Below are 24,890 nucleotides of genomic sequence, written 5' to 3' on the forward strand. Positions count from 1 at the left end.
ATGGAACCCGCCGTGTCTTTGGCGAGATGCGGCGGCAGCTCGATGGAGACGAAACCGTCGCCGCCTTTGGTCTGCGTGTAGAGACCGTGGAAGGTGTCGCAGGCTTCACGGATGTCGTCCGTCGTGAGCTTGTCGTACATCTGTTCCGGCGTCTTGCTCTGTGCGGCTAATTCGCGGATGGCGTCGTCGTAATCGTCGCTAGAGCCAACCGCCTTTTCGAAGATCGTGGGATTCGACGTGACGCCGCGCAGGCCGTCGTTCGCGATCAGATCGGCGAGCGAACCGGCGCGCGTGAAACCGCGGCTGATGTTGTCGAGCCAGAACGACTGGCCGTAGTCGATGAGTTTGGTGAGCGGATTCATTCGTTATTTCTTTCTGTAGGGCGGACCTTTACGGTCCGCCGACGGACCATGAGCGTCCGCCTTTTACTTATTGGCGATAAAGGTCAGTGACCGTTTTGGATTGTTCGATTGCCTTCTCGGCCGCATCGGCGACGTGCTCGGACGTGAAGCCGAATTCTTTGAACAATGTGTCGGCCGGCGCCGACGCGCCGAAACGCCGCATACCGATAATCGTACCCTTCATGCCGACGTATCGCTCCCAACCGAAGGGGGCTGCTGCTTCAATAGCCACACGCGCGGTGACGCTTGGCGGCAGGACGGAGTCACGGTACGCCTGGTCTTGCGCGTCGAAGAGCGAAAAACATGGCAGGCTCACCACGCGCGCGTGCACGCCCTTATCCTTGAGTATCTTCTGCGCGCCAACGCACCACTGCACTTCCGAACCGGTGCCGATCAAGATCACGGCGGGATCGTCGGAGGCTTCGCGAGATAAGACGTAACCGCCGCGCTCCGCGCCGCGCACGCTTTCAGCCGCGTAGACCGGAATCTTCTGGCGCGTGCAGACGATGCCCACCGGGCCCTCCGTGTGTTCGACCGCGAGCCGCCAGCAGATCGCGGTCTCGTTTGCGTCGGCGGGGCGCAGGACGGTCATGTTCGGGATGGCGCGCAGACTCGCGAGCTGCTCGATCGACTGGTGCGTCGGGCCGTCCTCTCCGAGACCGATGCTGTCGTGGGTCCAGACGTAGATGGGGTTGATGCGGCTGAGGGCCGCGAGCCGGATCGACGGCCGCATGTAGTCCGAGAAGATGAGAAACGTCGCGCCGAACGCGCGGAACCCGCGATGCAGGGTCATGCCGTTCAACGCTGCGGCCATCGCGTGTTCGCGCACGCCGAAGTGCAGGATGCGATCGCCGAACGAGCCGGCCTCTATGCTGCCGCCGTCCTTGATGTCGGTTTTGTTCGACGTCGCAAGGTCGGCTGCGCCGCCGACGAGCGCGGGCATTTTCGCAGCGATTGCGTTGAGCGCTTTGTTCGAGGCGTCGCGCGTGGCCATCGGCCCATCTTCGGGCTTGAAGGTCGGCAAGCCGTCGCTCCAGCCCTTCGGCAGTTCGCCCGCGATCTGCGCGGTGAACGTGCGCCCGAGTTCGGGATCGGCGCCGGCGTATGCATCGAATTCTTTTCGCCATTCGGTTTCGTATTGTGCGCCGCGTTCCAACGCTTTGCGGAACTGCGCCAGCGCTTCGTCGGGCACGAGGAATTGCGCGTCTTCCGGCCAGCCGTAGAATTTCTTGGCCAATTTGATCTCGTCTGCGCCGAGCGGCTCGCCGTGCGCCGCATTCGTATCTTGTTTGTGCGGTGCGCCGTAACCGATGTGGCTGCGCAGGCGGATGAGCGACGGCCGCGGATCGCCTTTGGCTGCGTTGAGCGCCGCGTCGATCGCGTCGAGATCGTTTGCGTCCTCCACCGCGCACGTGTGCCAGCCGTAGGCGTTGAATCGCGCGCAGACGTCTTCATTGAATGAGAGCGCGGAGGGGCCATCGAGCGTGATGCGGTTATCATCGTACACCGCGATGATCCGTCCGAGCTGCAGGTGGCCGGCCAGCGACGCCGCCTCGGACGCGACGCCTTCCATCAAGTCGCCATCGGAACAGATGACGTAGGTGAAATGATTCACCGGCACCGCCGCGCCGGGAGATTTATTGAAGCGCGCCGCCAGCATGCGCTCGGCCAGGGCCATCCCAACCGCGTTACCAAAGCCCTGGCCGAGCGGACCCGTCGTGGCTTCGATGCCCGGCGTATGGCCGTATTCCGGATGGCCGGGCGTTTTGGAACCCCACTGGCGGAAGCTCTTGAGATCGTCGAGACTCACGTCGTAGCCTGTCAGGTAGAGCATGGTGTACTGCAGGATGCACGCGTGGCCGGCAGAGAGCACGAAGCGATCGCGATTTGGCCACTGGGGGTTTGCGGGATTGTAGCGCATGTGGCGCGTCCACAGGGCATAGGCAAGCGGCGCGAGCGCCATCGCCGTGCCGGGATGACCGGAGTTGGCCTTCTGGACGGCATCCATCGAAAGCGTGCGGATGGTGTTGATGCAGAGCTGGTCGAGCTCAGCGGGCGATGAAACAGCAGTAGGCGCCTTCAATGTTGGCCTCCGGTAACGTGACACGCGTGATCAGAGCGAATGCAAACCCGTTGGGCGCGGCTCGAAAGGGTCCCTGGTTTGGGGGTTTCTACGCCTTACTGTACGGCGTTTAGGCGCTCTTGGATGTCTGGTCGAGGGTCCAGAGCGAGCGGTCGGCGTAACGCGCACGCGTCACCGCGACCGTCAGATGCGCGGGGATGTGGCGCAGCTGGAAGAGTTCGACCGACGCGGCGCACGAATGGCCGGGGCCGATCGAAGCGCCGACGAGACAGAGCTTTCGGCCGGAGCCCGGGCAAGCGGCCGAGACCATGAAGCGCTGGACGTCCGTGTTGCCGCGGTTGCGGTAGGAGATGACGAGGCGGACGTGTCCGTGGTCACCCGCAAGCGACGCGCTTTCGATCTCGATCGGTCCGCCGGAGTCGTAGACTCGGACGTTTTGCGCCGCCAATGTTGCCGGGCTCATGCGCGTAGGACAACACTCGACGTCATTTCGTGACGGCGTGAGAAATCGTCGTCGCCGTCACCCACGTAATCGGTGAGCGGCATGCAACGCATGTTGTTTGAAATGGGCCGACGCTGGTCGGCCCAAGTCCGCGCCGGCCAGGCAAGCAACGCTCGTCCTACTACGAAAAACGATTCTCCCCGCAGGGTGGGACGGGTAAGGCGGGTCGAACACGCGGCCGATAACTTGTAAATATGGAAGGGCGATCATCGCCCTGGCCTAAGCGGCCGCGCGCGGCCGTACCTTGAGAGGGTTGTGCGACAGTGAGCAGTTTCGCCGGCATTCGCTCGTTCTTTTTCCGAATCGTTTCGATTACGACTGGTTGTGCACTCATCGCCGCGGTGTCAGCGCCGGCGGCCATGCCCGCGCGCGGCGCCGCGCCTGTGCGCCTTGCAGTATCGATGTTCCAAAACCAAGCCGCCGCTCCCGCATCGGTCGTGAATGCGATGAGCGCCGCGCTTTATCAGTCCATCTCGTCGTCGCCTGCATACACGGCGATAGGCGGCGGCCCGCTCGCAATCAAGCAAGATCTGGCGGGCGGATCGTTCGGACCAGCGTTGGACGCGGCAGCCAAAGCCGGCGCGGATGAAGTCGTCGTCGGCAACATCGTGCAGTACGCCAACGGGCAAGCCTACTATAGTTTGAGCGTCTATCGCGTCGACAACGTCATGCTCGTGCGCTCGCAGGTCTTCACGCAGTCGTACCCGCCGTCGGATGCTCACGCGATGCCGGCCGCCTTTGCCTCGAACATCGCCACGCTCGAAGCGCCGCGCACGCCGATGGGGACCATCTACTCGACGTATAACGGCGAACTCGACGCGGACTTAGGTTCAGCCGAGGGCTTCGCGCTCGGTCAGCACTTCAACGTCCTGCGCGATGGCCAGAAAGTTGCGGAAGCCGACATCACGCAGATCTCGGGTTCGTATGCTGTCGTCAGCATCGTCAACGCATCCGCCGGATACAAACCCGCGATCGGCGACCGGCTTGTCGGACTCAACGCGCAGCCCGCAATTCTTCCGCCGCCGAGCAACGGCGGATCCGGATTCAACCCGCTCTACATCATCTTGAGCGCCGGCATCGCGCTGCTCGCGCTCGGTCACGGCGGCTCGCCGGCAGCTGCCAACCCGCAGCCAACCGGTACGGGAAGCGGCGGTCTGTTCACAGTCTCGAATCTGCAAACGGTTGGAACCCCGCTCTCGCCGCCGATAACGTTCACCTTTACCTTCTCGCAGCCGTTTGATTCAACGCTCTTCGATCCGGCCAATCAGACATCGCTCGCCTACGTCCAGCTGACGTCGCAGGGTTCGACGTTCTTGAAACTTTCGACGCTCGGCAACGTCACGTACGGGCCGACCCCCACCGCGGTGACCACGATGACGATCTTGGCGCCCGGCGGCGTCATCCAATCGAATGACCACGTCGCGTTCACGTTCCTCGATGGCGGCAGCAATAACTGGGTTGACACCACCGGCACGCTGTTCACCGGCGTCAGCTACAACCCGTTTGTGATCATCCGCAAGTCGGCAGTCGTGCACGGTCGTCCGCACGCTCCGCCGCCGCAGCCCATCCCGCATCCGCAGCGCACCCCGCTCCCACAACGCTAGCGCGGAAGAACTACCCCGCTGGAAAACTAATCCGAAGGGGCCGACGTCAGTCGGCCCTCTTTTTTATAACTCGCCCACAGATGCTGAAGGGACATGCCGAAGGGGCCGACGGCAGTCGGCCTACATTTTCCACGCCCGCGATAAAATGCCGAAGGGGCCGACGCCAGTCGGCCCACGTTTCACAGCTTGTGCTTTTTCATCACCACATGCCACACCGGCCGCGTCACTTTCGGCAGCGCGGCATCGATCGCGGCGACGACCGGACCGTCGAACGATTCGATCAGCGTCGCGCTCGGCGACTGGCGCAGCGCCTCGCGAACCTGCTTGTCCATCGGGAAGAACAGCGCGACGAACAAGACGGCCCAGAGAAGCACGAGTGCTTTCACGCCCGAGACAAGACCGCCGCCGATGCCGCTCACGATGCTGATCACCGGAAGTTTGGTGACACGCTCGAGCAGCCAGCCGAGTCCGCGCACCACGACGAACGCCAAAAGGAACACGGCCCAGAACGCCGCGACGCGCGCGACGGCCGGCGCCACAGTCCATTGCGCCGAGATCCAGTCGGTTGCGGCGCCTGCGAATGCCGTGGCTGCAAGCCACGCTAGAACCACAGCTGCGAGACCGATGACTTCGCGCACGAGCCCGTTCCTGTAGCCGCCCCAGAACGCCGCGAGCAGCGTGAGCGCGACGAGGATGTCAACCCAGTTCATATCTGGCCGTTTAGTTTTCCCCGGAGAAGAAGCGACTCAGGTCGATCTTGTTCGGTTCGGACGTCTTGATCTTCGCGAAATCCGCATGCGTTGGGTTTACAACAACATTCCACTCGATCGTCGGATCTTCCGTGGGCAAGACGACGGACGGCACCGCTATTGCAAGCGAACGCCCTCGTGCGAGCCGGTCATCGCCGAAAGTGCGGGTGGATTCGGGCGCCGGCACTGCTCGCCAATCCGGCGGGAGTTCGTGGACGCCTACGCGCGCAACGGCATGGTCGGGTAGATCGATGCCGACGATGCCGAGATCGTCGGGCATATCCTCGAGATCGACGGTGGTGAGATATTCGAGACACGCCAGCGACGGCATAGACGAACAGTACGCGACCGGCACACCGAAAGAATTCCAGCGCCCCGGCCTTTCCTTCGCGCCGTTGCCGTCAAGCGCGCGGGTTTTGTACTTCACTCGGCAGATGCGCCAGCACCGCACCTAGCCGATGGTTCCGTACATGATCCGGCCGAGTGCGTCTTCGACCTGACGTTCGCCGGCCGAAGTGCGGCTCGCATCGAGCGGCGTCCGCCCTCCGAGGGACCGGTTGGGCTTGCGCAGCCACCGCTTCGCCTTATCGGCGTTGTCGAATGCCGCGAGCGCCGATGCAACAACGCGCGCCAGCCGGAAGACGCGGTCGCTCTCGTCGACCGGCAAGGTGGCTCGCTTCTGCCGCGCGATGAGCGTGCGCTCCGGTATGAGGACGGCGTCGCCTAATTCCTTGTTCGTCAACTCGAGACGAAGCCCAAGCGCGCGCAGCGACCGGCCTGGCAGCCCGTGCTCGATCAACTTCTGCATGTCGGATTCGCTGCCGATACGTTGACGGATCACGTTCTTGCCGCCGAGCACGTCGATCACTTGCGCCATGAGCACCTTCACGACCACACTGCCTTTCTGCTGTCATCATACCGCAGATTTGCGGTCGGGACAAGGGGCATCGCGGGGCACCAGCGGCCGATGAAGGGCCGCGAGAACGTAGCAGTCCCTAAGGAAGGTTCTACGTGCGGAGCGAGGCGGCGAAGCGATCGCGCAGGCCTGCGAGGATTTTTTCCATCGCGGTGTCGGCTTCGGCGTCAGTGATCGTGGCGTCTTTGCGGCGCAACGCGATCTTCAACGCGATGCTCTTCTTGCCGGCCTCGACTTGCGGCCCGCGGTATTCATCGAACGCTCGAACGCTCTCGCACAGATCTCCGCCGGCGGCGCGGCACGCTTCGGTCAAGTCCTGCGCGCTCACGTTCTCGGCGACGACCACCGCGATGTCGCGCGTCGTCCCCGGATACCTCGGCAACGGCTCAAACGTGCGCACCGGCTTGCGCTGCGGCAGATTTTCGAGATAGAGCATGAACGCGTACGTGTCGGCGGGGAGATCGTAGGCTCGCGCAAGCAACGGATGCACGCGGCCGAACTTCGCCACGGTGCGTTCTCCGATGACGAGATCGGCTGAGGCTCCAGGGTGGAAATACGAGCGCGGCGCGGGCACGGTCTTGAACGGCTCGCGCGTCAGCGTCTCTATCGCGCGCACGACATCGCCTTTGACCTCGAGCAGCCGACGATCCAAGGAGCCCGCGGAATCGGCCGGCGGATACATGGCAAGCCCGCAGAGCGACGGCCACTCGAGCACGCCGTTCTCATCGAACGCGCCGGAACCGGCCGCAGGTTTCGGTTCGTCGGATGAATCGAGCGGCCGGAAGACGTGGCCGATCTCGAACAGACGCACCGCGCCGTCGGCGCGCTCCCACGCGCGCGTCGCGACGGTCAGCAATCCCGGAAGTAGACTGGGGCGCAAGAAACGCTGATCGTCGGAGAGCGGGTTGGTGACTTCCACCAGCTTCGACCAGAACGGCAGACCCGATCGCTCCCATGCCGACTTCATCTTGGAACCGCCGAGCGCGATCGTGACGCATTCCGCATAACCCGACGCCGCGAACGAACGCGCGAGGATCGAATCCTGGACGAACAAGTCCTCGTCGACCGATTGCGGCGACGCGGCCACTCGCCGTTCCGGGATCTTATCGAAGCCGATCGCTCGCGCGACCTCTTCTATGATGTCTATTTCTTCGTTGAGGTCGGTACGCCAATATGGGATCGAGACCACGAACGGATCGGAGCCTTCGGCCGCCAAGCCGATCGGTTCGATCGCCGCGCGCATGTCTTTGGCGAGCAGCGACGATCCGAGCACGTGGTTCACTCTATCCGGCCGTACTGTGATCGATCGCGCCGGGCCTGGATTTTCGCCTGCCGACACCACCGCCGATGCCTTTGCGCCGGCCGCGAGCAAAAGCTGCGCTGCGCGCCTTCGCCCCAATTCCACGAGTTCGAGCGGCAGATTTTTCTCGTGGCGCGATGCGCCTTCGGTCCGCAGTCCGAGCGCAAGCGCAGCGCGTCGAATGGGTGCGCCGACGAAGTTGGGCGATTCGAGGAAGACTTCAGTCGTCGACTCGTCAACGGCCGCGCGCTGGCCGCCGAAGATGCCGGCGATGCCAACCGGGCCATCGGCGTCGGCAATCACCGGCGTTCCCGCGGCAAGCGTGCGCTCGACACCGTCAAGCGTGACGATTTTTTCGCCGGCGGCGGCGCCGCGCGCGACGATACTGCCGCCGCGGATCTTCGACGCATCGTAGAAATGCAGCGGCTGGCCCGTCTCCAGCTGCACGAAATTGGAGATATCAACGAGCAGTCCGAGGCTGCGCACGCGCGATGCCTGCAGGCGCAGCGACATCCAGAACGGCGTGCGGCCGTTGCCCGCTCCCGAAAAACGCTGACCTTCCAAACGGCGACAGATCGCGGCGTCGGCGATCTTGACGGCGATCCCCGGATCATCTGAACCAGCGTAGACGTCAAAGTCGGGCGCCGCAAACGGAGCGCCGAGACCCGCCGCCGCTTCGCGCGCCAAGCCGATGATCGAAAGGCAGTCGGGGCGGTTGCTCGGCACGTCCACGTCGAGCACCGCGTCGCCGAAGCGCACCGCCTGCCAAAAGTCGGTGCCCACGACCGCGTCCGAATCGAGGATGACGATCCCGTCGTCGTACTCGCCGGGGAGCGCGAGCTCCGATGCGGAGCACATCATGCCGTTGGATGCCACGCCGCGCAACGTCGACGCGTTGATCGGCAGCGTCTTGCGCGTGCCATCCGTCGACGGCTCGCGCGAGAAGACCACCGCGCCGATCTTCGCGATCGGCACGAAGTCGCCGACGGCGACGTTCGTCGCGCCGGTCACGATCTGCAGTTTTTCAGCGCCGATGTCGACTTCGGAGACCTGCAAGCGGTCGGCATTTGGATGGCGCGAGAGCGAGAGGATCTTGCCGACGACGACATGCTCGGGCATCGGTTGCTCGGCGATGCCGTCCACCGTGAAGCCACGCGCGGTCAAGACGTTGGCTATGTCGGCCGACGACGCGGAGGTCTTCAGGTAGCGGCGCAGCCACGAGACGGAGACGTGCATCAGGCGAACTGCTCCAAGAACCGCGGATCGTTCTCGAACAGCGTCCGGATGTCGTGGATGTCATGGCGCAGCATGGCGATGCGGTCGGTGCCAAGGCCGAAGGCCCAGCCGGAATACTCTTCGGGATCGTAGCCGCTTGCGCGCAGCACGTTGGGATGCACCATGCCGCTGCCGCCCATCTCGAGCCAGCCCGTGCCTTTGCACGTCTGGCAGCCGCGCCCGCCGCAGACGCCGCACGAGACGTCCACTTCCGCCGACGGCTCGGTGAACTGGAAATAGGAAGGGCGGAACCGCGTTCGCCGGTCGGGGCCGAACAGATGGCGGCAGAGGTCGGCCGCGAAGCCTTTGAGATGGCCGAAATTCACCCCGCGATCGACGTGCAAGCCTTCGATCTGATGGAACATGAACGAGTGACTTGCGTCGAGCGCATCGCGGCGATACACGCGGCCGGGGGCCAAGACGGCGATGGGCGGCGGATTAGCCTTGAGCGCGCGGACCTGCATGGACGAGGTATGCGGGCGCAACAGCGAACCGTTGGGCAAGTAGAAGGTGTCCATGTTGTCGCGCGCCGGATGTTCGGCCGGGATGTTGACGGCCTCAAACGCGTAGTATTCGCTCTCGACTTCCGGACCCAACACGACAGCGAAGCCGCGGCTGCGGAAGAAATCCACGACGTCGTCCAGCGTCTGGCGCAAGAGGTGCAGGCTGCCGGAGCGCGGCGTGGTGCCCGGAAACGTGGTGTCGTAGGTGCGGGAGAGGTCGCCCTGGATCTCCGCCTTTTCAATGGTAGCAAGTGCGGCATCCAAGGCCGACTCGATCGCGCGCTTCGTCTCGTTGGCGCGGCGACCGTACTCCGCTTTTTCGGCCGGTGGAAGTTTGGCCAAGCCGGACATGGCGCGCGAGAGCGCGCCGCCCTTGCGGCCGAGCGTTTCGGTGCGCAACTTTTCGAGATCGGCGCGCGTCGTGATCGTCGCCGCCCGCGCGAGAACCGATGCCTCGAGCTCGGCGAGTTGGTCGCTCACATCGTCCCCCGCAATAAAATCGGCCGCATTAGAAGTGCGGCCAACCGTGATGGATTCTCATAGTCCGGCACCTGCCGGACTGCTAGCGATGGAGGCCGGCCGGGGCCGACCGTGCGTCTACGAGTGCGACGCCTGCGGCGCCATGTGCTTATACAGCAGATAGGCCTGGACAGATCCCGTGGTCTTGAAAAACGTCCAGAAAAATGTTTGAGAAAGCATCGTCTTTGCCGACCCCCTCATAGCCATCGTGGCCGCTTGGGCTAAAGTATAGCATAGGGTCGCGGGACGAACAAGGCTTGACAAGGCTTGACTTTTCCGGGTTATTCGTTCTCACTCCTAAGGTTTTAAGGTCCCGATGTGGCGGCTCAATTCGTACAGCGCGAGACTGCCCGCCACGCCCGCGTTGAGCGAATCGGACTGCGCGCTTTGCGGAATTCCGATGCGTACGTCGAGGTCTCCCGAAGACACGCCGGTCAAGCCGTGCCGCTCGTGTCCGACCACGAGCGCGACGCGCGCCGGCGCTGTGACCGCGCGCACATCGGCTGCGCCCGCTTCGGCTCCGAACAACTGCATGCCGGCGGCGCGTGCGGCGGACGCCATCTGCGCCCAGTTGTCGTACGTGCAGATCGGCACGCGAAAAAACGCGCCGGCGCTTGCGCGCAAGAGTTTGTCGTTATACGGCTCGACCGCATCCGGCCCGAAGCAGACGGCGCACGCGCCGAACGCATCGGCGCTGCGCACGAGCGTGCCCGCGTTTCCCGGATCGCCGATGTCGTGCACGACCAATGCGAGCGAGCGCGGCGTGTCGCGAACGAGAGCGGCGAGTGTTTCGATCGGCTTGTCCACGAACTCGGCGACGGCGACGATGCCCTGCGGATTGCGCGTGGTCGATAGAACGGAAAGCGTGCGCTCGTCTACTGCTATCTCGTCGGCGCCGACTTCCTTCGCGCGCGCCGCGAGCTCCGCGATCGGCGTTGCGGCGTCGCGCGGATTGAAGAAGATCGTGCGCAGGCGGGCGCGCGCGTCGAGCGCCGCGGCGACGAGGTTCGGCCCCTCAACGAGAAAGCACCGCTCTTCTCGGCGGTGCTTCTTGTGATGCAGTGCCTTCGCCGCGCGCACGAGCGGGTGGTGAAAACCCGCGGTGCCGCTAGCCACCGGTCACGCTCCTGCGGCCACCTTCGGCGCGTGCTTCTTCGCAAGCGCGAGGAGCTTGGAGAATGCGCTCGCGTCGTTGATGGCGAGATCGGCGAGCACTTTGCGGTTGATGTTCAGCCCTTCTTTCTTCAGGCCGCTCATGAGCCGGCTATAGGTGAGGCCTTCCTGGCGCGCCGCCGCGTTGATGCGCGTGATCCACAGCGCGCGGAAGTCGCGTTTGCGCACGCGACGATCGCGAAAAGCGTAGATCTGCGAATGCAGGAGCGCTTCGTTGGCGGCCTTGTAGTTGCGGCCGCGCGCGCCGCGAAAGCCTTTGACCGCTTTGAGTACTTTGCGTCGCTTTTTCAGCGACATCATTCCGCGTTTGACGCGTGCCATGTCTGACGATCTCCTCTTGGAACGTTATGCGAAGGTTACGCGTACGGCAGCTTGCGCTTCAGGCGCGGAGTGTCCGTCTTGTCGGCGACGCGCTGCTTGCGGAACTTGCGGATACGTTTCGGCGATTTCTTCGTCAGAATATGACTGCAGCCCGAGAACTGGGCCTCGCGCATGAACTTGCCGGTGCCGGTGACTTTGACTCGCTTGGCGGCACCCTTGTGCGTTTTGAGTTTGGGCATGACGTCTGTTTCCTACTCTTCTGTCGGTTCGCTCGGCTCGCCGCTATCGTTGCTCGCGCTGCTGTCGCTGCTGTCGCTGCTGTTATGCGCGGCAGGCGCACCGGGCTGATGTTGTTTGGCCGCGTGCGCGGCCTGCGCCGCCGCGACGATCTCCGGTCGCGGCGAGATGATCATGAACATGTTGCGTCCTTCGAGCCGCGCCTCGCGTTCCACGACGGCGACTTTGCTCGAATCCGCCGCGACGCGATCCAGCAGTCGTCGGCCGTGTTGTGCGTATGTGACTTCGCGTCCGCGGAACATGATCGTCACTTTTACTTTGTCGCCGCCCATGAGGAGCCGCTCGGCGGTGCGGAACTTCGTCTGGTAGTCGTGCTCCTCGATCTTCGGACGAAGCTTGACTTCCTTGAGCTCCATGCTGTGCGACTTCTTGCGCGTCTCTTTGTCTTTTTTCGCCTGTTCGTACTTGAGCCGGCCGTAATCGGAAAGACGGCAGACCGGCGGCACGGCGTTGGGCGAGACTTCGATCAGGTCGACTCCCCGTTCGCGTGCCAACGCCAGCGCATCGCGCGTGATCATGATGCCGAGTTGAGCGCCGTCGTCCGCGATGACGCGGACCTGGGGAATCCGTATTTGTTCGTTTACGCGGAGCGGCCGGCTAATCGAACGCTACCCCGTGCGGTTGCGATGAAGATCTTTGAATGTGCGAGTGCTCCTTATTGGTTCGGCTCTGTCGCGGCCGGCAATCGAAAAAGCCCACCGCGCGGCAGGCTACCCGAAGAAAGACGATGGAGATGCGAACTGCCTTCGTCTTTCGGACCGGTCTGGCAGCCTTGCGGCGCCGGCCGGTGCGAAGGGGTACTGCTCGCGTAGTATACCGAATTTCAGTGCCTCGGGTCAAGGCGTCCCGCATCGGAACGTTTCGTAGTAGGGCAAGCATCGCTTGCCCCAAAGGCCACCTTATCAAGGGTTTGTAGCAGAGCAAGCGGCGCTTGCCCAAGCCGCCGCAGCTAGGGGGAAAGGCCCATTTCTCGCCTGCGCAGCGGTATGGCGCTCGCGCGCGCGAAATGCCGACCAATTGGTTCGACTCAGGTTGGTCTGAATCGGCCGCAGATTCCTATAGGAGTCCTCAATGTTTTTTCGATCATCGTCCTGCGCAATCTTCATAGTCGCCATTTCAGTACTGAGCACCGGATGCGGCGGCGGATCGCACGTCATGCCGCTCGCAGGCGGACAGAAAGCTCCGTACACTTCTGCGGCGCGGCCTTTCACCAGCAACACGTGGAGCATGGGTGCACCGGACCCGCTTAAGCGTCTTGGTGCGGCCGCGGCCGTTGTCGGCACGAAGGTCTACGTTCTCGGAGGAATGAGCGCGACAGGCACGGTCGGCAAGAACGATGTCTACGACACCGCATCCAACACGTGGTCAACCGGTGCTCCGATGCCGACGAAACGAACAGGCCTGGCGGCCGCCGGCGTTAACGGAATCGTCTATGCGATCGGAGGCTTTGATTCCACTAACAGCGTGACCGCCGTGGTTGAGGCGTACAATCCCACGACAAACAAATGGTCGACAAAGACATCGCTGCCCGCGCAAGACTATGTCACGGAAGCGACCGTATTGAACGGTCTCATCTACGTCGTCGGAGGATTCAACGGCGGATCGCGACTCGCCGCCGTCTATGTGTACAATCCGAGTTCGGACTCCTGGTCGGACGCACCGAATCTCATCGTCGCAAAGCAATCGGCGTACGTCGGCACGGTCGGATCCGACATCGTTGCAGCCGGGGGATACACGAACGCCAATAAGACGACGTCCGACAACGAGCTCTACAAGTCAGGAGGGACTGCGTGGAAAGCGCGTCGCCTCATGCCTTCGAACAGATACGGCGGCTGCGCGGCCGGTATAGGCAGCATCCTTTACGCAGCAGGCGGGGCGAAGTCTGGTGTGTCAACTGCAAACGCGCAGACGCGTCTCGATGGTTACGATTCCGCGACCGACACGTGGGCCAGCCTTGCCCCGATGCCCGTGGCAGCACTCTACACGGCGTCGGCAACAGTGAACGGCTTGCTCTATTGTTTCGACGGCACCAACACGAACAACGCGAAGCGCCAGATATTCAACGATACGCAGATATACACGCCGTAACAATGGAGGGGCCGACATGATGTCGGCCCTTTCAGCGTGGCCATCGTGGTAGGTCGGCTCACGATATGTGAGCCGGACCGAGCGGCGGCCCGACCGAGGAGACCGCCGGCACCGCCGCAGCCCGCCGCTGAATCCGGCGAACGATGTCCGCCGAATGTCCCTGCACACCAACGGTAGCCCCTTAGTCTGAAAGCACTGTGAAGGTGCACGGATTTGACATGGGCCGAACGGTTCATAGCGTTGCCGAAGGCAAGCATCGCTTCTCGCGGCATCGAACGCTACGTGACTCGCGCGGGAGCGTTCATCGCTCACCGTGGTCGTAGTTTTTTCGAATGTCAGGAGATCATAGTGAAACTCTCGATCATTTCTGTCGGCGTCGTTGCGGCTGCTGTCCTTTCAGCAAGCGCCGCATTTGCCGCCGGTCCTGGAAACCTCGCACAAGGCGTCAGCCCAGACTTCAATCCCACGCTCGCGGCGGCATATTGCGTGCAGACTGGCGGCGCCGTCGAGACGCGCACCGCATGGTACGGCACGAACGGACCGAACCCGCTCCAACTCGCCGGCGATCGCAGCTTCTGCCGCTACAAGGCGCGCGACGGTTCGCGGATCCATCTCTTCCTCGACACGCTCTACACGCAAAAACCGACGCTCGCCGCGGTCGCCTACTACGCGCAAGTGCCGGTCGGCCAATGCGGCGGCAACCCGGCATCGTGCTACTGCTCGTTGTTGGGAGGCTCGGACCAGTTCGGCGGAACGACCGGCGCCGGCGGCGGCTGGGTGAACCTCGGAACGGTCGATCAAACGCTAGAGGCGTGCATCTTCCCCGATCTCTCGTCCATCGATTCGTGGGGGCTGACCTATCATAGCGTGGGCATCATCCGCGGAATCGATCTCTCGAAAGTGCTGCGCTTTAAGAACCCGTTCGCAAAGAAGCGCTAGCCCGGAGTCTTTCCGCATCGCGCGGATACGCGAGGGCCCTTCGAGCGCACGCTCGATCGCGGCCCTCGCTTCGTTCGGGCGGTGCGGCGATTCGCGACGCATCGGGCCGTGAAGTGGCTTTCTTCACCGGCTGGCCCATGTATATCGACGGAAAGCAGACCCGCTGCGCGATCCCGCCATTGAATGGTCACATGGACGATCCCATCGTCTGTGACGGCGGCTGGCCCGCGGACATGATCATCGGAAAGACGAAAGTCCGCGTCTACTATTGGCACGCTACGACGCCGTGGGGTCAACACGTCCGCGTCACCGATCGCATCGACCGCGCGCAATAGCGGCGTCGACCGTCCGCGCCGACGCTTATGGTCATTCCGCGACCACCGGCTTCGTCTGGAACACCTGATGCCAGTTCAGCCGCGCCGTGACGAGCATGGAGAGGTACAGCGTGATGATCGCTCCGACCGTCACCACGAGTCCGCTGAACCCTTCGTTGAAGAGCGCAAGCGAGAAGAGTATCAGATAGAACAGTTGGGCGAGGCCGGCTTCGACCGCGGCAAAACGCAGCCCGACGACAAGCCGAAGATACGTGATGGTCATCGTCATCGATACGACCGAACAGAGCGCAAACGCCGCGCCGATAGACAGTCGATCGACCGTCCACGCGAAGAGCAGATGGAACGCAAAGAACGACGCGGCGAGGAAGAAATAGTTCATGGCGTGCAGATCGATACGGCGCACCGTCGTCAGGATGACCATCACGAAAAAGTAGAACAGCAACGAGAGCGGCGCCCAAAACGTGATGCGTTGCGCGAGCGGACCTGGCTGCATGGGTTCGGGTGCGACCATTCCGATGTCGTGGCCCGTGATCAGATTTTTGTAGCGCCACTCGAGCCGCCACCCCGACGCCGACTGCTGCTCCGATGTCGGAGAGAGCGTCGCGGCCGGAAAGTCGATCGCGGCGAAGTTCGTGTGCATCGTGAGGTCGAAGTCGTGGACGGAATTCACGCCATCGCCGAAATCGTAGAGCCACTGGCCGCTGCCCTGCGTCCGGTATGCGGCGAGCACTTCGATCGCCTGGCCGGGGGGCACCGAGATGGCGCCGATGATCGCGTTATTCTCGATCGAAGCGGAGGTCGGGCGACCGTCGACAGAAAGACGTACATCGTCGTATACGCCGTCTTGCGCCGGCAAGGGTAACGAGAAAACCAGAAGGTGCGCATTGCTGGAATTGGTGATCGTATACGTGCCGGCAAAATCGACGCGATAGGCGTTGAAGTACAGCAAGCCCTTGCGGCGTTCTTCAAGTGCGAGGTTCACGTCGATCGTGCTCGCGTCCAGGGCGAGTTGGCGAGTCGACTTCCTCGCCGCGTACGTCACGGTCGGCGCGACCTGTTTGTTGTCGGGCCCCCACAGCGATTGGATCTCGGTCTGTTCTTCGGTCGTGGCTTGATTGGTCCGATCGTAGAGGGTGCCGCCCAAGATCATCCATGAAGCCGTCGCGCCGAGTAGGATCACGAGCAGCGCGATGAGGTGCTTGACCATTACTTTGCCTCACAAAGTTACCGTGCTGAATACTTTGTATCACAAAGTAAATGGGATTGCAAGTCCTTTGGGCGTGAGCGGCGGACCATGAAGGTCCGCCCTACACTGCGACGAGGCCGGAAGTGAGCGGCGGACCATAAAGGTCCGCCCTACATTGCGACGAGGCCGGACTCGAGCGGGTAACCGCGCTCGTGCCAATCGGCGATGCCGCCGGTCATGCAGGTGATGTTCTCAAAGCCGCGCGCTGCGAGCGCACTCGCGGCAACGGCAGCGCGCCCGCCGCTCGCGCAGTGGACCACGAGCGCCCGATCGTGCGGCACACGATCGATCTCGCGTACGATGCGTCCGGCGGCGATCTGCACGGCACCGGGAATATGTTCCGCGGTGTATTCGCCGCGATTGCGAACATCGAGAATCACGGCCGCTCCGGATTGCCACAAGTCATGCGCGCGGCCGGCGTCGACAAATGTCAGACTCGAATGCGGCAAGCCGTCGCTGTCCGGAGCGACGTAGCCGCGGATGGTGTCGATGCCGACGCGGACGAGACGCCGCACGAGATCGGCAACGCGGGTCGCGGGCGCCACAAGGAGCACGGGTTTGTCGGCGGGCACGATCCATGCGCTCCACGCGGAGAAGCGATCCCCGTCAGGAACGTTGACCGCTCCCTTGATGTGCGACGTTGCAAACGATTCCGCATCGCGCGCATCGAGGATCGTTGCGCCGCCGGCAAGAGCCGAGGCAACAGCTTCCGCGTCCATCTGCGCGGGCTGCGGCAAACGGCCGAGCACCGGCACGCCATCGCGATTCATCGTCTTCATGCGCGCGAAATACGACGGGGCATCTGATTGACCGTCGAGCAGCTCGCGCACGAAGCCGTCGACGTCGCCGTTGCGCAGAAACGGCGCCCACCAAGCGAAGCGCCGTTCGTATCCAACCGTCGTGCTCGGCACAGCGCTCATCGCTTTGCCGCACGCCGAACCTGCGCCGTGACCGGGCCAGACCTGCACAAAATCAGGTAACGTCAAAAACTTGGATCGAAGACTCTCGAACATCTGGCGCGCGCCCGCGTCTGCGGACCCGGCGACGCCGACTGCCTGCTCGAGAAGATCCGGCCGCCCGACGTCTCCGACAAAAACAAAGTCGCCGCTCAGCAGCAGCATCGGGTCGGCAGATGCCGCGCCGTCGTACACCGCGAACGCGAGATGTTCCGGCGTGTGCCCCGGCGTATGCAGCGCGCGCACGCGGACATCGCCGATCGCGATCTCGTCGCCGTCGCGAAGCAGCCGGTGCGCAGAGCCGTCCAAGCCGGCGTACGACCAGTTCGCACCGCCTTCACCGGACAACATCAGCGTCGCGCCGGATGCGGCAGCAAGCTCGCGCGATCCGGACAGGTAGTCGGCGTGGATGTGCGTTTCGGTGACCGCGATGATGCGGAGTTCTTCGCGCTCGGCCACGTCCAGATACGATTGCACATCTCGGCGCGGATCGACGACGAGCGCTACGCCGGCGTGCGGGTCGGCTATGAGATAGGACGCTTGCGCAAGACCTTCGTCGTAGAACTCTCGGAAGTACAACGCGAACCCCCCGCCGGCCGGCATAAAGAAGCGCGCCCGCTACAGGCCGCCGCCGCGTCCGTCGTTCGCCGCGAGCGCAGGCCAGTCCGTGCTTCGGCGCGAACCGTCCCGGTAACGCGAACGTCTGACATCCACCAGCACTGTAGGAAGAATTTCGTGGCGAAAACCGTCGACAATATGTCCGAAAAAACGCCCGCTCGCACGAACGGCGCGAACTCGAAGGAGTCGGCGTGGCGCAGCGCCTTTGAGGCCGGCAAGAAGCTGCCTGGCGCGAACGACCGCACGATCTCCAACCACCCGCTGAAACCGCTCTATGGACCCGAAGACGTCGCCGGACTCGATGTCGAGAACGACCTCGGCTACCCGGGGCAATATCCGTACACGCGCGGATTGCATGCGACCGGATACCGCGGCCGGCTCTGGACCATGCGTCAATTCGCCGGCTTCGGCACCGCAAAGCAGACCAACGAGCGTTACAAATTCCTCCTCGCTCAGGGTCAGACCGGGCTTTCCGTGGCGTTCGACATGCCCGCGCTCATGGGTTACGACTCGGATCACCCGCGCGCGCTCGGCGAGGTCGGCAAATGCGGCGTCGCGATCTCGACGCTGCAAGATATGATGGATCTGTTCGACGGCATCGACCTCGGCAAGATCACCACATCCATGACGATCAACTGCACGGCGCCCGTCGCACTGGCGATGTACATCGCGGCTGCAGAAGCGAGCGGCGTTCCGCAAGACAAGCTCGGCGGCACGCTGCAAGCAGACATGCTCAAGGAATACATCGCACAGAAAGAATGGATCTATCCGCCGGAACCGTCTATGCGCATCATCATCGACATGATCGCGTACTGCTCGAAGCACGTGCCGAAGTGGAACACGATCTCCATCTCCGGCTACCACATCCGCGAAGCTGGCAGCACCGCTGCGCAAGAGCTCGCCTTCACGCTGGCCGACGGGTTTGCGTACGTGGAAGCGGGGATCAAGAGCGGGCTGAACGTTGACGATTTCGCGCCCCGACTTTCGTTCTTCTTCAACTCGCACTCCGATTTCTTCGAGGAGATAGCGAAGTTCCGTGCGGCGCGGCGCATCTGGGCGCGTCACATGCGCGACAAGTACGGCGCGAAAAATCCGCGCTCGCATGCCATGCGCTTCCACACGCAGACCGCCGGTTGCTCAGCCACGGCGCAGCAGCCCGACAACAACATCATGCGCACGGCGTTCCAAGCGCTCGCCGCAGTGCTCGGCGGCACGCAGTCGCTGCACACGAATTCGCTCGACGAAGTGCTGGCGCTGCCCACCGAGAAGAACGTGCAGATCGCGCTGCGCACGCAGCAAGTCATCGCGTACGAGACGGGCGTCACGAACGTCATCGACCCGCTCGGCGGATCGTACTTCCTCGAGAAGCTCACCGACGACATCGAGCGCGCGGCAGAAGACTACTTCCGGCGTATCGAGGAGTTCGGCGGCGTCATCCCCGCGATCCACGCCGGCTTCTTCCAAAAGGAGATCGCAGACGCGGCGTACGTCTATCAGCGCGAGATCGAGAGCGGCGAACGGATCATCGTGGGCGTCAACGAATTTCTCACCGACGAAGAGCAGCCGATCTCGCTGCTCAAGATCGATCGCGCGGTCGAACTCGAACAGTGCCGGCGCGTCGCGGAATTCCGCGATGGGCGCGACGGCACAAAAGTCGAGGAAGCGCTTGCGGCGTTCAAACGCGCGGCCGAAACCACCGAGAATCTCATGCCGCACTACCTGAACTGTGTGCGCAGCCACGCCACGCTCGGCGAGATCTCCGAGGCGCTCGTGCCGGTCTTCGGGCGCTACCGCGAACCGGCGTTTGTGTAGATGACCGAGCGGCCGATTCGCATCCTCGTCGCCAAAGCCGGGCTCGACGGTCACGACCGCGGCGCCAAGGTGATCGCGCGCGCGCTGCGCGATGCGGGCGTCGAGGTGATCTACACGGGTTTGCATCAGACGCCCGAGCAAGTCGTCGAAGCCGCGATCCAAGAAGACGTCGACGGCATCGGCTTGTCCGTCTTGTCCGGCGCGCACATGACGCTCTTTCCGCGCATCAAAGAACTGCTGGACCGCGAGGGCGCGAGCGACATCGTGCTCTTCGGCGGCGGTACCATACCGGACGAAGACGTGAAGCCATTGCTCGAAGCCGGCATCGCTGCGATCTTCACGCCGGGAACGCCGATCGCCACGACGATCGAATTCGTGCGCGACGCATGCGGGAAGCGCGCGCGGGCCTGAGCGCGACCATTACGTCTAGTCGCGTTTGGGCAAGCGTTGCTTGCCCTACTACGAGCGCGACGGGAACGACAGGAACGACGAGCGCGACGGGAACGACGAGAACTCATGGCCGATAAGATCCGCGTGCGCTTTGCGCCGAGCCCCACCGGATATCTGCACGTCGGCGGAGCGCGCACGGCGCTCTTCAATTGGCTTTTCGCGCGGCACAACGGCGGCGACTTCGTCTTGCGCGTGGAGGACACCGATACCGCGCGCAACCGCGACGAGTTCGAGCGCGGCATCTTCGACGGCATGCGTTGGCTCGGCCTGACATGGGATGAGGGACCGGACATCAGCGGCGCGTTCGGGCCGTACCGTCAGAGCGAGCGTCAGGCGCTTTATCGCGACGCCGCAGACAAATTGCGCGCATCCGGACACGTCTACGAGTGTTTTTGTTCCGACGCCGAACCCGAAACGCAATCGAGCGAAACCGGCACCGCGGATCGCACCGCGGCATCGTGCCCGTGCCGCGCGCTCGAATCCGCGGTGCGGCTCGAACGGATGGCTGCGGGCGAACCGGCCGCACTGCGTATGGCCGTGGACCCCACGCGCGCGATCACCGTCGTCGATCTCATACGAGGAGACGTCACGTTTCCGCCGGGCACCGTGCCGGACTTCGTCGTGGTCAAGCGCGACGGCGGCGCGCTGTACAATTTCGCCGTTGTCTCCGATGACCATAGTATGCGCATCACGCACGTGATCCGGGGCGAAGAGCATCTCGCGAACACGCCCAAGCAGCTCTTGATCTACGAGGCGCTCGGATGGCAACCGCCGTCGTTTGCGCACATCCCGATCATCCTCAACGAGCAGCGGCGCAAACTCTCGAAGCGTGACGGCGCCACATTCGTCAACGACTATGAGACCATGGGCTTCTTGCCGCAAGCGCTCGTGAATTTTCTCGCGCTCTTGGGCTGGTCGCCGGGCGATAACCGCGAGATACTGTCCATCGAAGAGATGATCCGCGATTTCACGCTTGCCGGCGTCGTCAAGCACCCCGCGATTTTCGATCCGGCCAAGCTCGCCTGGATGAACAAAGAGTATATGAAGGGGGTCGCGCCGGCAGATCTCGCGCGCATGGTGGCGGCGCTGCTGCCCGTGCTGCGTCCGAATGCTGCGCGCACAGACGCGGCGCACGTCGCGCGCGTCACGGCGCTGCTTGCAGAGCGCGTCCACACGATCGCGGACATCGTCGAGCAAGGCGCGTACTTCTTCGAAACCGATCCGCCCGAGCCGACGCCGGAAGCTCTCAGCAAACATTGCGCCGCGGCGGAGACATCCGAACGGCTTACTGCGGTGCGCGATGCGCTCGCCACCGCCGACGATTTCAATCCAGCCGGCGTTGAAGCGGCGATCCGCGGTCTCGCCGAAGCGAAAGGCACAAAGGCCGCCACGTACATCCATCCGCTGCGCGTCGCGCTCACCGGTCAGGCGGTGAGTCCGGGCATATTCGAGGTCACATCCATTCTCGGTCGCGATGTCGCGCTCGCGCGCATCGACGCGCTCCTGCATCGGCTCGCGCTCACCCCGGCGCCGCGTTCGTGAGCATCGACGCGCGGGCGATCGTGCTCGCGGCCGGCAAGGGCACGCGCATGAAGAGCGCGACGCCGAAAGTGCTGCACGAGATCTGCGGACGGTCGATGCTCGACCACGTGCTCGCGACAGCGCGCGCGGCGAACGCCAAGGATTTGACCGTGGTCGTCAACGCCGATTTGATCGAGACGTGCAAAGCGCTCGGCGTCGCCTTTATTCTGCAAGAGCCGCAAAACGGCACCGGTCACGCCGTCCAGATGGCGATGGCCTCCCTCTCGGGCGATGATAAGCCGGTGCTGATCGTGAGCGCCGATATGCCGCTCGTGCCGAGCAGTCTGCTCGAGGCGGTGGTCGCGGCGCGGCACGCCGCACAGGCGCAGCTCACGTTCGTCACCGCCCGTGTAACACTCCCCACGAATTTCGGTCGTATCATCCGCGAGGGTGGCATCGTCAAAAGCATCGTGGAGAATACCGATTGCACCGAGGAACAGCGCCGGATCGACGAAGTGAATGCCGGCGTCTATTGCTTTCATTCCAAGGCGCTGCGCAATCAGCTCGCGCTTCTGAAGCCCAACAACGCGCAGGGCGAGCTCTATCTCACCGATTGCATCGCCGGCATAGCGGCGGAGGGCGGCCGCATCGAGACCGTCGAGTGCGACGATCCGCGTCTCGTGATGGGCGTGAACAACCGCGCCGAACTGGCAGCGGCGCGCGCCGTCATGCAGTCGCGCATTCTTACGGAACACATGCTCGCCGGCGTCACGGTCGTGGATCCGGCGACCACGTATGTCGATATCGGCGTGCGGCTCGAACCAGATGTCACGATCTTCCCACAGACGCACGTTCTCGGCACGTCTTCCATCGCGCGCGGCACAAAGCTCGGTCCATGCTCGCAGCTGTGCAACGCCGAAGTCGGTGAAGGCTGCACGGTGCGCTGGTCCGTGATCGAAGAGACGCGGTTGGGCCGCGGCGTCAGCATCGGTCCGTTCGCGCATCTGCGGATGGGAACCGACGTGCAAGACGGGGCGCACATCGGCAATTTCGTGGAATTGAAGAAAACGAAGATGGGCCGCGGCGCGAAAGCGGGTCATCTCTCGTATCTCGGCGATGCGACGATCGGCGCCGGCGCCAACATCGGCGCGGGCACCATCACGTGCAACTGGGATGGAAAAGAGAAGCATCCGACGTCGATCGGCGAGGGTGCGTTCATCGGGTCGAATTCGTCGCTCGTCGCACCGATAACGATCGGCAGCGGCGCGCTGACCGGAGCGGGCGCCGTCGTCACGCACGATGTGCCCGCGGGAGAGCGTGTCGCCGGCAATCCGGCGAAACCACTTCCTAAAAAACCGAAGTGAACCCGATCGCCTATATCGGCTGGGCCGTCGCCGTCGTCCTCGCGGCGATCTGGGCCGTGCTCTGGCGTCGTCAAACCGGGCGGCTTCGCGCGCTCGATCAGCGCGCGAAACAAGCCGAACAGCGTTTCTATCTGCTTGAGACGGTTGCGCCCGAGCTTACGGATGTCGCCACCGAATCCACTGCGGCGACCTGCACGCGCATTCTGGATCGCCTCAACAGACTCGTGCCGGCTGACGTCCAGCTCTGCTTTTTCAACGAGGATGGCAGACTCGTGCTCGGCGCAAAGTCCGGCACGGGTTACGCCGGTTACTTGCGCGACGGAGAGGCCTACGAAGGCGCCACGATCGTGCATTGGGTACGCGACCACGCGTGCACGGCGATCGTCGGGCCCGAACCCGCGTACATCCCCAAAGTCGTGGATCTTGCTCGTGATCCGGAGGCGGCGAAGTCCGGCGTGGGACCGGTCGCGGGCAGCCGCGATCGCGTCTGGGCGCTCGCCGTGCCGTTGACGCGCGACCGCGGTTCCGGCCGCCAGCTTGAGATCGTCGGCGTGCTGTACGTGGAGCGTGCGAAGGACCAACCCTTGACGGAAGGCGACGTGCTGACCGTCGAAACCGTCGGCCGCCTCGCGTCCGACGCGCTGCAGCGCGCGCGCTTCGCCGACAGTTTGCGTCATGCGTCGAACACCGATGCGCTGACCCGATTGTTGACCCCCGCGGCGTTCCGTCAGCGCCTGCGCGACGAAGTGGACGGCCGCCGTTTTGCCGACAAGTTCGCGAGCCGCGATCTTGCGCTGTTCTTCATCGACACTGATAATTTCAAACTCTGGAACGACTCATTCGGTCATGCCGCAGGCGACAAACTGCTCCGCGCGCTTGCGGACATCTTCAGCGAGACCGCGACGACACATCACGGATTCGCCGGCCGCAACGGCGGCGACGAATTTTGCATCGCGCTCCTCGATCGGCGCAAGGAAGAAGCGATCAAGCTCGCCGAGGGTCTTCGCGCGCGCGTCGAGCTGACGAATTTCGCGTCGCATCTCGGCATTGCGGCTGCCGACGGCGCCCGGGTGACGCTCTCCATCGGCGTGTCGCACTATCCGAACGACGTCGCGACCGATTCGCCGCAGGCGGCGGGGCGGCTGCTTGAAGCGGCAGACGCGCGTATGTACGAAGCCAAGCGCGGCGGGCGCAACCAGGTGGCCTTCAATCTCGGCCGCGCGTTGCCGCGCCGGCAGCCGCTCCCGGGCGAGGGTCCGATTTCCCGGCGCTAAGAGGCTCCATTCCCAAACCCCCGGAAGCGGACGATCGAGGCTGCACCACTGCAGACTCCGATTCCACTTTGAGGAGAGTTTCGATGAAGCAGTTCGCATTCGCCGTTGCAGCGGCAGCATTGCTCGCCGGCGGCACCGTGGCATTCGCAAGCTCGATGCTCAAACCGTCCATCTTCACTCCGGACTCGATGCACTGGATGCCTGGGACCGGACAGATTCCTTCGACCGTGGGCGTGATGGTGCTCGACGGCGATCCGACCAAACCGGGGCCGTTCACCATTCGCCTCAATATTCCGGACGGCACGAAATTTCCGGCGCACTATCATGACGACACCGAACGCCTGACGATCATATCGGGAACGTTCATGGCGGGCATCGGCGACACTTTCGACTCGACGAAGCTCGTGGCGCTCCCGGCCGGCTCGTATGCCGTGCTGCCCGCTCACCTGTGGCACTACGCGATGGCGAAGGGCGATACGGTGGTGCAGGTCAACGGCACCGGCCCGTTCGCGATGAAGACGGACGCGATGGGCGGCAGCCACTAGAACGTCACCCGTAATAGGGCAAGCATCGCTTGCCCTATTACGCGGCGCGGGGCAAGCGATGCTTGCCCTACGACGAGGACCGAGCACGGGAACGGCGCT

24 protein-coding genes are annotated in these 24,890 nt (G+C 63.6%); 10 read left to right on the forward strand and 14 right to left on the reverse strand.

Annotated elements, in window-relative coordinates:
• The 3 genes from VKT51_00510 to VKT51_00520 all read right to left on the reverse strand — a co-directional run.
• Positions 1–362, reverse strand: a 362-nt coding sequence (locus VKT51_00510) for a transaldolase family protein (GenBank protein HLJ82638.1), incomplete at its 3' end; no start/stop codon positions are given.
• 67 nt (positions 363–429) lie between these two features.
• A complete protein-coding gene (tkt, locus tag VKT51_00515) occupies positions 430–2,484 on the reverse strand; it encodes a transketolase (GenBank protein ID HLJ82639.1) in 2,055 nt (684 codons plus the stop codon).
• 109 nt (positions 2,485–2,593) lie between these two features.
• The gene (locus VKT51_00520) at positions 2,594–2,947 is read right to left on the reverse strand and encodes a hypothetical protein (GenBank protein ID HLJ82640.1); all 354 of its coding nucleotides are present in this window, start codon (positions 2,945–2,947) and stop codon (positions 2,594–2,596) included.
• 302 nt (positions 2,948–3,249) lie between these two features.
• Here VKT51_00520 and VKT51_00525 point away from each other — a divergent pair, with 302 nt between their 5' ends.
• The gene (locus tag VKT51_00525) at positions 3,250–4,590 is read left to right on the forward strand and encodes a hypothetical protein (GenBank protein ID HLJ82641.1); all 1,341 of its coding nucleotides are present in this window, start codon (positions 3,250–3,252) and stop codon (positions 4,588–4,590) included.
• A 179-nt stretch (positions 4,591–4,769) separates the two neighbouring features.
• Here VKT51_00525 and VKT51_00530 read toward each other — a convergent pair whose 3' ends face one another.
• From VKT51_00530 to infC, 9 genes are all read right to left on the reverse strand, one after another.
• Positions 4,770–5,300: a CvpA family protein gene (locus VKT51_00530; protein ID HLJ82642.1), complete on the reverse strand. Its 531-nt coding sequence runs from the start codon at positions 5,298–5,300 to the stop codon at positions 4,770–4,772.
• Between the two features lie 10 nt (positions 5,301–5,310).
• Entirely contained in the window at positions 5,311–5,790 is a 480-nt protein-coding gene (locus tag VKT51_00535; protein HLJ82643.1) for an RES family NAD+ phosphorylase, read from the reverse strand.
• Positions 5,791–6,228: an antitoxin Xre/MbcA/ParS toxin-binding domain-containing protein gene (locus VKT51_00540; protein ID HLJ82644.1), complete on the reverse strand. Its 438-nt coding sequence runs from the start codon at positions 6,226–6,228 to the stop codon at positions 5,791–5,793.
• A 118-nt stretch (positions 6,229–6,346) separates the two neighbouring features.
• Positions 6,347–8,791, reverse strand: a complete 2,445-nt coding sequence (gene pheT, locus VKT51_00545) for a phenylalanine--tRNA ligase subunit beta (GenBank protein ID HLJ82645.1) — start codon at positions 8,789–8,791, stop codon at positions 6,347–6,349.
• A complete protein-coding gene (gene pheS / locus VKT51_00550) occupies positions 8,791–9,813 on the reverse strand; it encodes a phenylalanine--tRNA ligase subunit alpha (GenBank protein ID HLJ82646.1) in 1,023 nt (340 codons plus the stop codon). Before pheS ends, pheT begins: the two co-directional genes overlap by 1 nt.
• 336 nt (positions 9,814–10,149) lie before the next feature.
• Positions 10,150–10,968 (reverse strand): RNA methyltransferase, encoded by an 819-nt coding sequence (locus tag VKT51_00555; protein HLJ82647.1) that lies wholly within the window; start codon positions 10,966–10,968, stop codon positions 10,150–10,152.
• A 3-nt stretch (positions 10,969–10,971) separates the two neighbouring features.
• The gene (rplT, locus tag VKT51_00560) at positions 10,972–11,346 is read right to left on the reverse strand and encodes a 50S ribosomal protein L20 (protein ID HLJ82648.1); all 375 of its coding nucleotides are present in this window, start codon (positions 11,344–11,346) and stop codon (positions 10,972–10,974) included.
• Between the two features lie 35 nt (positions 11,347–11,381).
• Positions 11,382–11,585 carry a 50S ribosomal protein L35 gene (gene rpmI, locus VKT51_00565; GenBank protein HLJ82649.1) on the reverse strand — a complete coding sequence of 68 codons (204 nt, stop codon included), beginning with the start codon at positions 11,583–11,585 and terminating at the stop codon, positions 11,382–11,384.
• A 12-nt stretch (positions 11,586–11,597) separates the two neighbouring features.
• Entirely contained in the window at positions 11,598–12,245 is a 648-nt protein-coding gene (infC, locus tag VKT51_00570) for a translation initiation factor IF-3 (protein ID HLJ82650.1), read from the reverse strand.
• A 469-nt stretch (positions 12,246–12,714) separates the two neighbouring features.
• Here infC and VKT51_00575 point away from each other — a divergent pair, with 469 nt between their 5' ends.
• From VKT51_00575 to VKT51_00585, 3 genes are all read left to right on the forward strand, one after another.
• Positions 12,715–13,731, forward strand: coding sequence for a kelch repeat-containing protein (locus tag VKT51_00575; protein ID HLJ82651.1), 1,017 nt, complete (start codon positions 12,715–12,717; stop codon positions 13,729–13,731).
• A gap of 213 nt (positions 13,732–13,944) precedes the next feature.
• Positions 13,945–14,670, forward strand: coding sequence for a hypothetical protein (locus VKT51_00580; GenBank protein ID HLJ82652.1), 726 nt, complete (start codon positions 13,945–13,947; stop codon positions 14,668–14,670).
• A gap of 113 nt (positions 14,671–14,783) precedes the next feature.
• Positions 14,784–15,005: a hypothetical protein gene (locus tag VKT51_00585; protein HLJ82653.1), complete on the forward strand. Its 222-nt coding sequence runs from the start codon at positions 14,784–14,786 to the stop codon at positions 15,003–15,005.
• 31 nt (positions 15,006–15,036) lie between these two features.
• Here the strand turns inward: VKT51_00585 and VKT51_00590 are convergent, their stop codons facing one another.
• Both VKT51_00590 and VKT51_00595 read right to left on the reverse strand, forming a co-directional pair.
• On the reverse strand, positions 15,037–16,212 hold the full coding sequence (locus VKT51_00590; protein HLJ82654.1) for an inner membrane CreD family protein: 1,176 nt from the start codon (positions 16,210–16,212) through the stop codon (positions 15,037–15,039).
• 149 nt (positions 16,213–16,361) lie between these two features.
• Positions 16,362–17,810 carry an MBL fold metallo-hydrolase gene (locus VKT51_00595; GenBank protein HLJ82655.1) on the reverse strand — a complete coding sequence of 483 codons (1,449 nt, stop codon included), beginning with the start codon at positions 17,808–17,810 and terminating at the stop codon, positions 16,362–16,364.
• Between the two features lie 132 nt (positions 17,811–17,942).
• Between VKT51_00595 and VKT51_00600 the strand changes: the two genes are divergently transcribed.
• The 6 genes from VKT51_00600 (at position 17,943) to VKT51_00625 (ending at position 24,791) form a co-directional block, all read left to right on the forward strand.
• On the forward strand, positions 17,943–19,637 hold the full coding sequence (locus VKT51_00600) for a methylmalonyl-CoA mutase family protein (GenBank protein ID HLJ82656.1): 1,695 nt from the start codon (positions 17,943–17,945) through the stop codon (positions 19,635–19,637).
• Positions 19,638–20,048, forward strand: a complete 411-nt coding sequence (locus VKT51_00605) for a cobalamin B12-binding domain-containing protein (GenBank protein ID HLJ82657.1) — start codon at positions 19,638–19,640, stop codon at positions 20,046–20,048.
• 105 nt (positions 20,049–20,153) lie between these two features.
• Positions 20,154–21,629, forward strand: coding sequence for a glutamate--tRNA ligase (gltX, locus tag VKT51_00610; GenBank protein HLJ82658.1), 1,476 nt, complete (start codon positions 20,154–20,156; stop codon positions 21,627–21,629).
• Positions 21,626–22,972, forward strand: coding sequence for a bifunctional UDP-N-acetylglucosamine diphosphorylase/glucosamine-1-phosphate N-acetyltransferase GlmU (gene glmU, locus VKT51_00615; GenBank protein ID HLJ82659.1), 1,347 nt, complete (start codon positions 21,626–21,628; stop codon positions 22,970–22,972). The genes gltX and glmU overlap by 4 nt, the downstream gene beginning before the upstream one ends.
• Positions 22,969–24,246, forward strand: coding sequence for a GGDEF domain-containing protein (locus VKT51_00620; protein HLJ82660.1), 1,278 nt, complete (start codon positions 22,969–22,971; stop codon positions 24,244–24,246). The genes glmU and VKT51_00620 overlap by 4 nt, the downstream gene beginning before the upstream one ends.
• A gap of 83 nt (positions 24,247–24,329) precedes the next feature.
• Entirely contained in the window at positions 24,330–24,791 is a 462-nt protein-coding gene (locus VKT51_00625; protein ID HLJ82661.1) for a cupin domain-containing protein, read from the forward strand.
• Positions 24,792–24,890: the final 99 nt, after the last annotated feature.

The organism is Candidatus Eremiobacteraceae bacterium, from assembly GCA_035295225.1.
Classification (GTDB): Bacteria; Vulcanimicrobiota; Vulcanimicrobiia; order Eremiobacterales; family Eremiobacteraceae; genus JABCYQ01.

What these genes read in the sequence shown, in the direction of transcription:
- VKT51_00605 (HLJ82657.1), top strand. Translation starts at nt 19,638, where the DNA reads ATGACCGAGCGGCCGATTCGCATCCTCGTCGCCAAAGCCGGGCTCGAC.
- rpmI (HLJ82649.1), bottom strand. Translation starts at nt 11,585, where the DNA reads ATGCCCAAACTCAAAACGCACAAGGGTGCCGCCAAGCGAGTCAAAGTC.
- gltX (HLJ82658.1), top strand. Translation starts at nt 20,154, where the DNA reads ATGGCCGATAAGATCCGCGTGCGCTTTGCGCCGAGCCCCACCGGATAT.
- VKT51_00625 (HLJ82661.1), top strand. Translation starts at nt 24,330, where the DNA reads ATGAAGCAGTTCGCATTCGCCGTTGCAGCGGCAGCATTGCTCGCCGGC.
- rplT (HLJ82648.1), bottom strand. Translation starts at nt 11,346, where the DNA reads ATGGCACGCGTCAAACGCGGAATGATGTCGCTGAAAAAGCGACGCAAA.
- VKT51_00520 (HLJ82640.1), bottom strand. Translation starts at nt 2,947, where the DNA reads ATGAGCCCGGCAACATTGGCGGCGCAAAACGTCCGAGTCTACGACTCC.
- pheT (HLJ82645.1), bottom strand. Translation starts at nt 8,791, where the DNA reads ATGCACGTCTCCGTCTCGTGGCTGCGCCGCTACCTGAAGACCTCCGCG.
- VKT51_00530 (HLJ82642.1), bottom strand. Translation starts at nt 5,300, where the DNA reads ATGAACTGGGTTGACATCCTCGTCGCGCTCACGCTGCTCGCGGCGTTC.
- VKT51_00575 (HLJ82651.1), top strand. Translation starts at nt 12,715, where the DNA reads ATGTTTTTTCGATCATCGTCCTGCGCAATCTTCATAGTCGCCATTTCA.
- VKT51_00595 (HLJ82655.1), bottom strand. Translation starts at nt 17,810, where the DNA reads ATGCCGGCCGGCGGGGGGTTCGCGTTGTACTTCCGAGAGTTCTACGAC.
- VKT51_00590 (HLJ82654.1), bottom strand. Translation starts at nt 16,212, where the DNA reads ATGGTCAAGCACCTCATCGCGCTGCTCGTGATCCTACTCGGCGCGACG.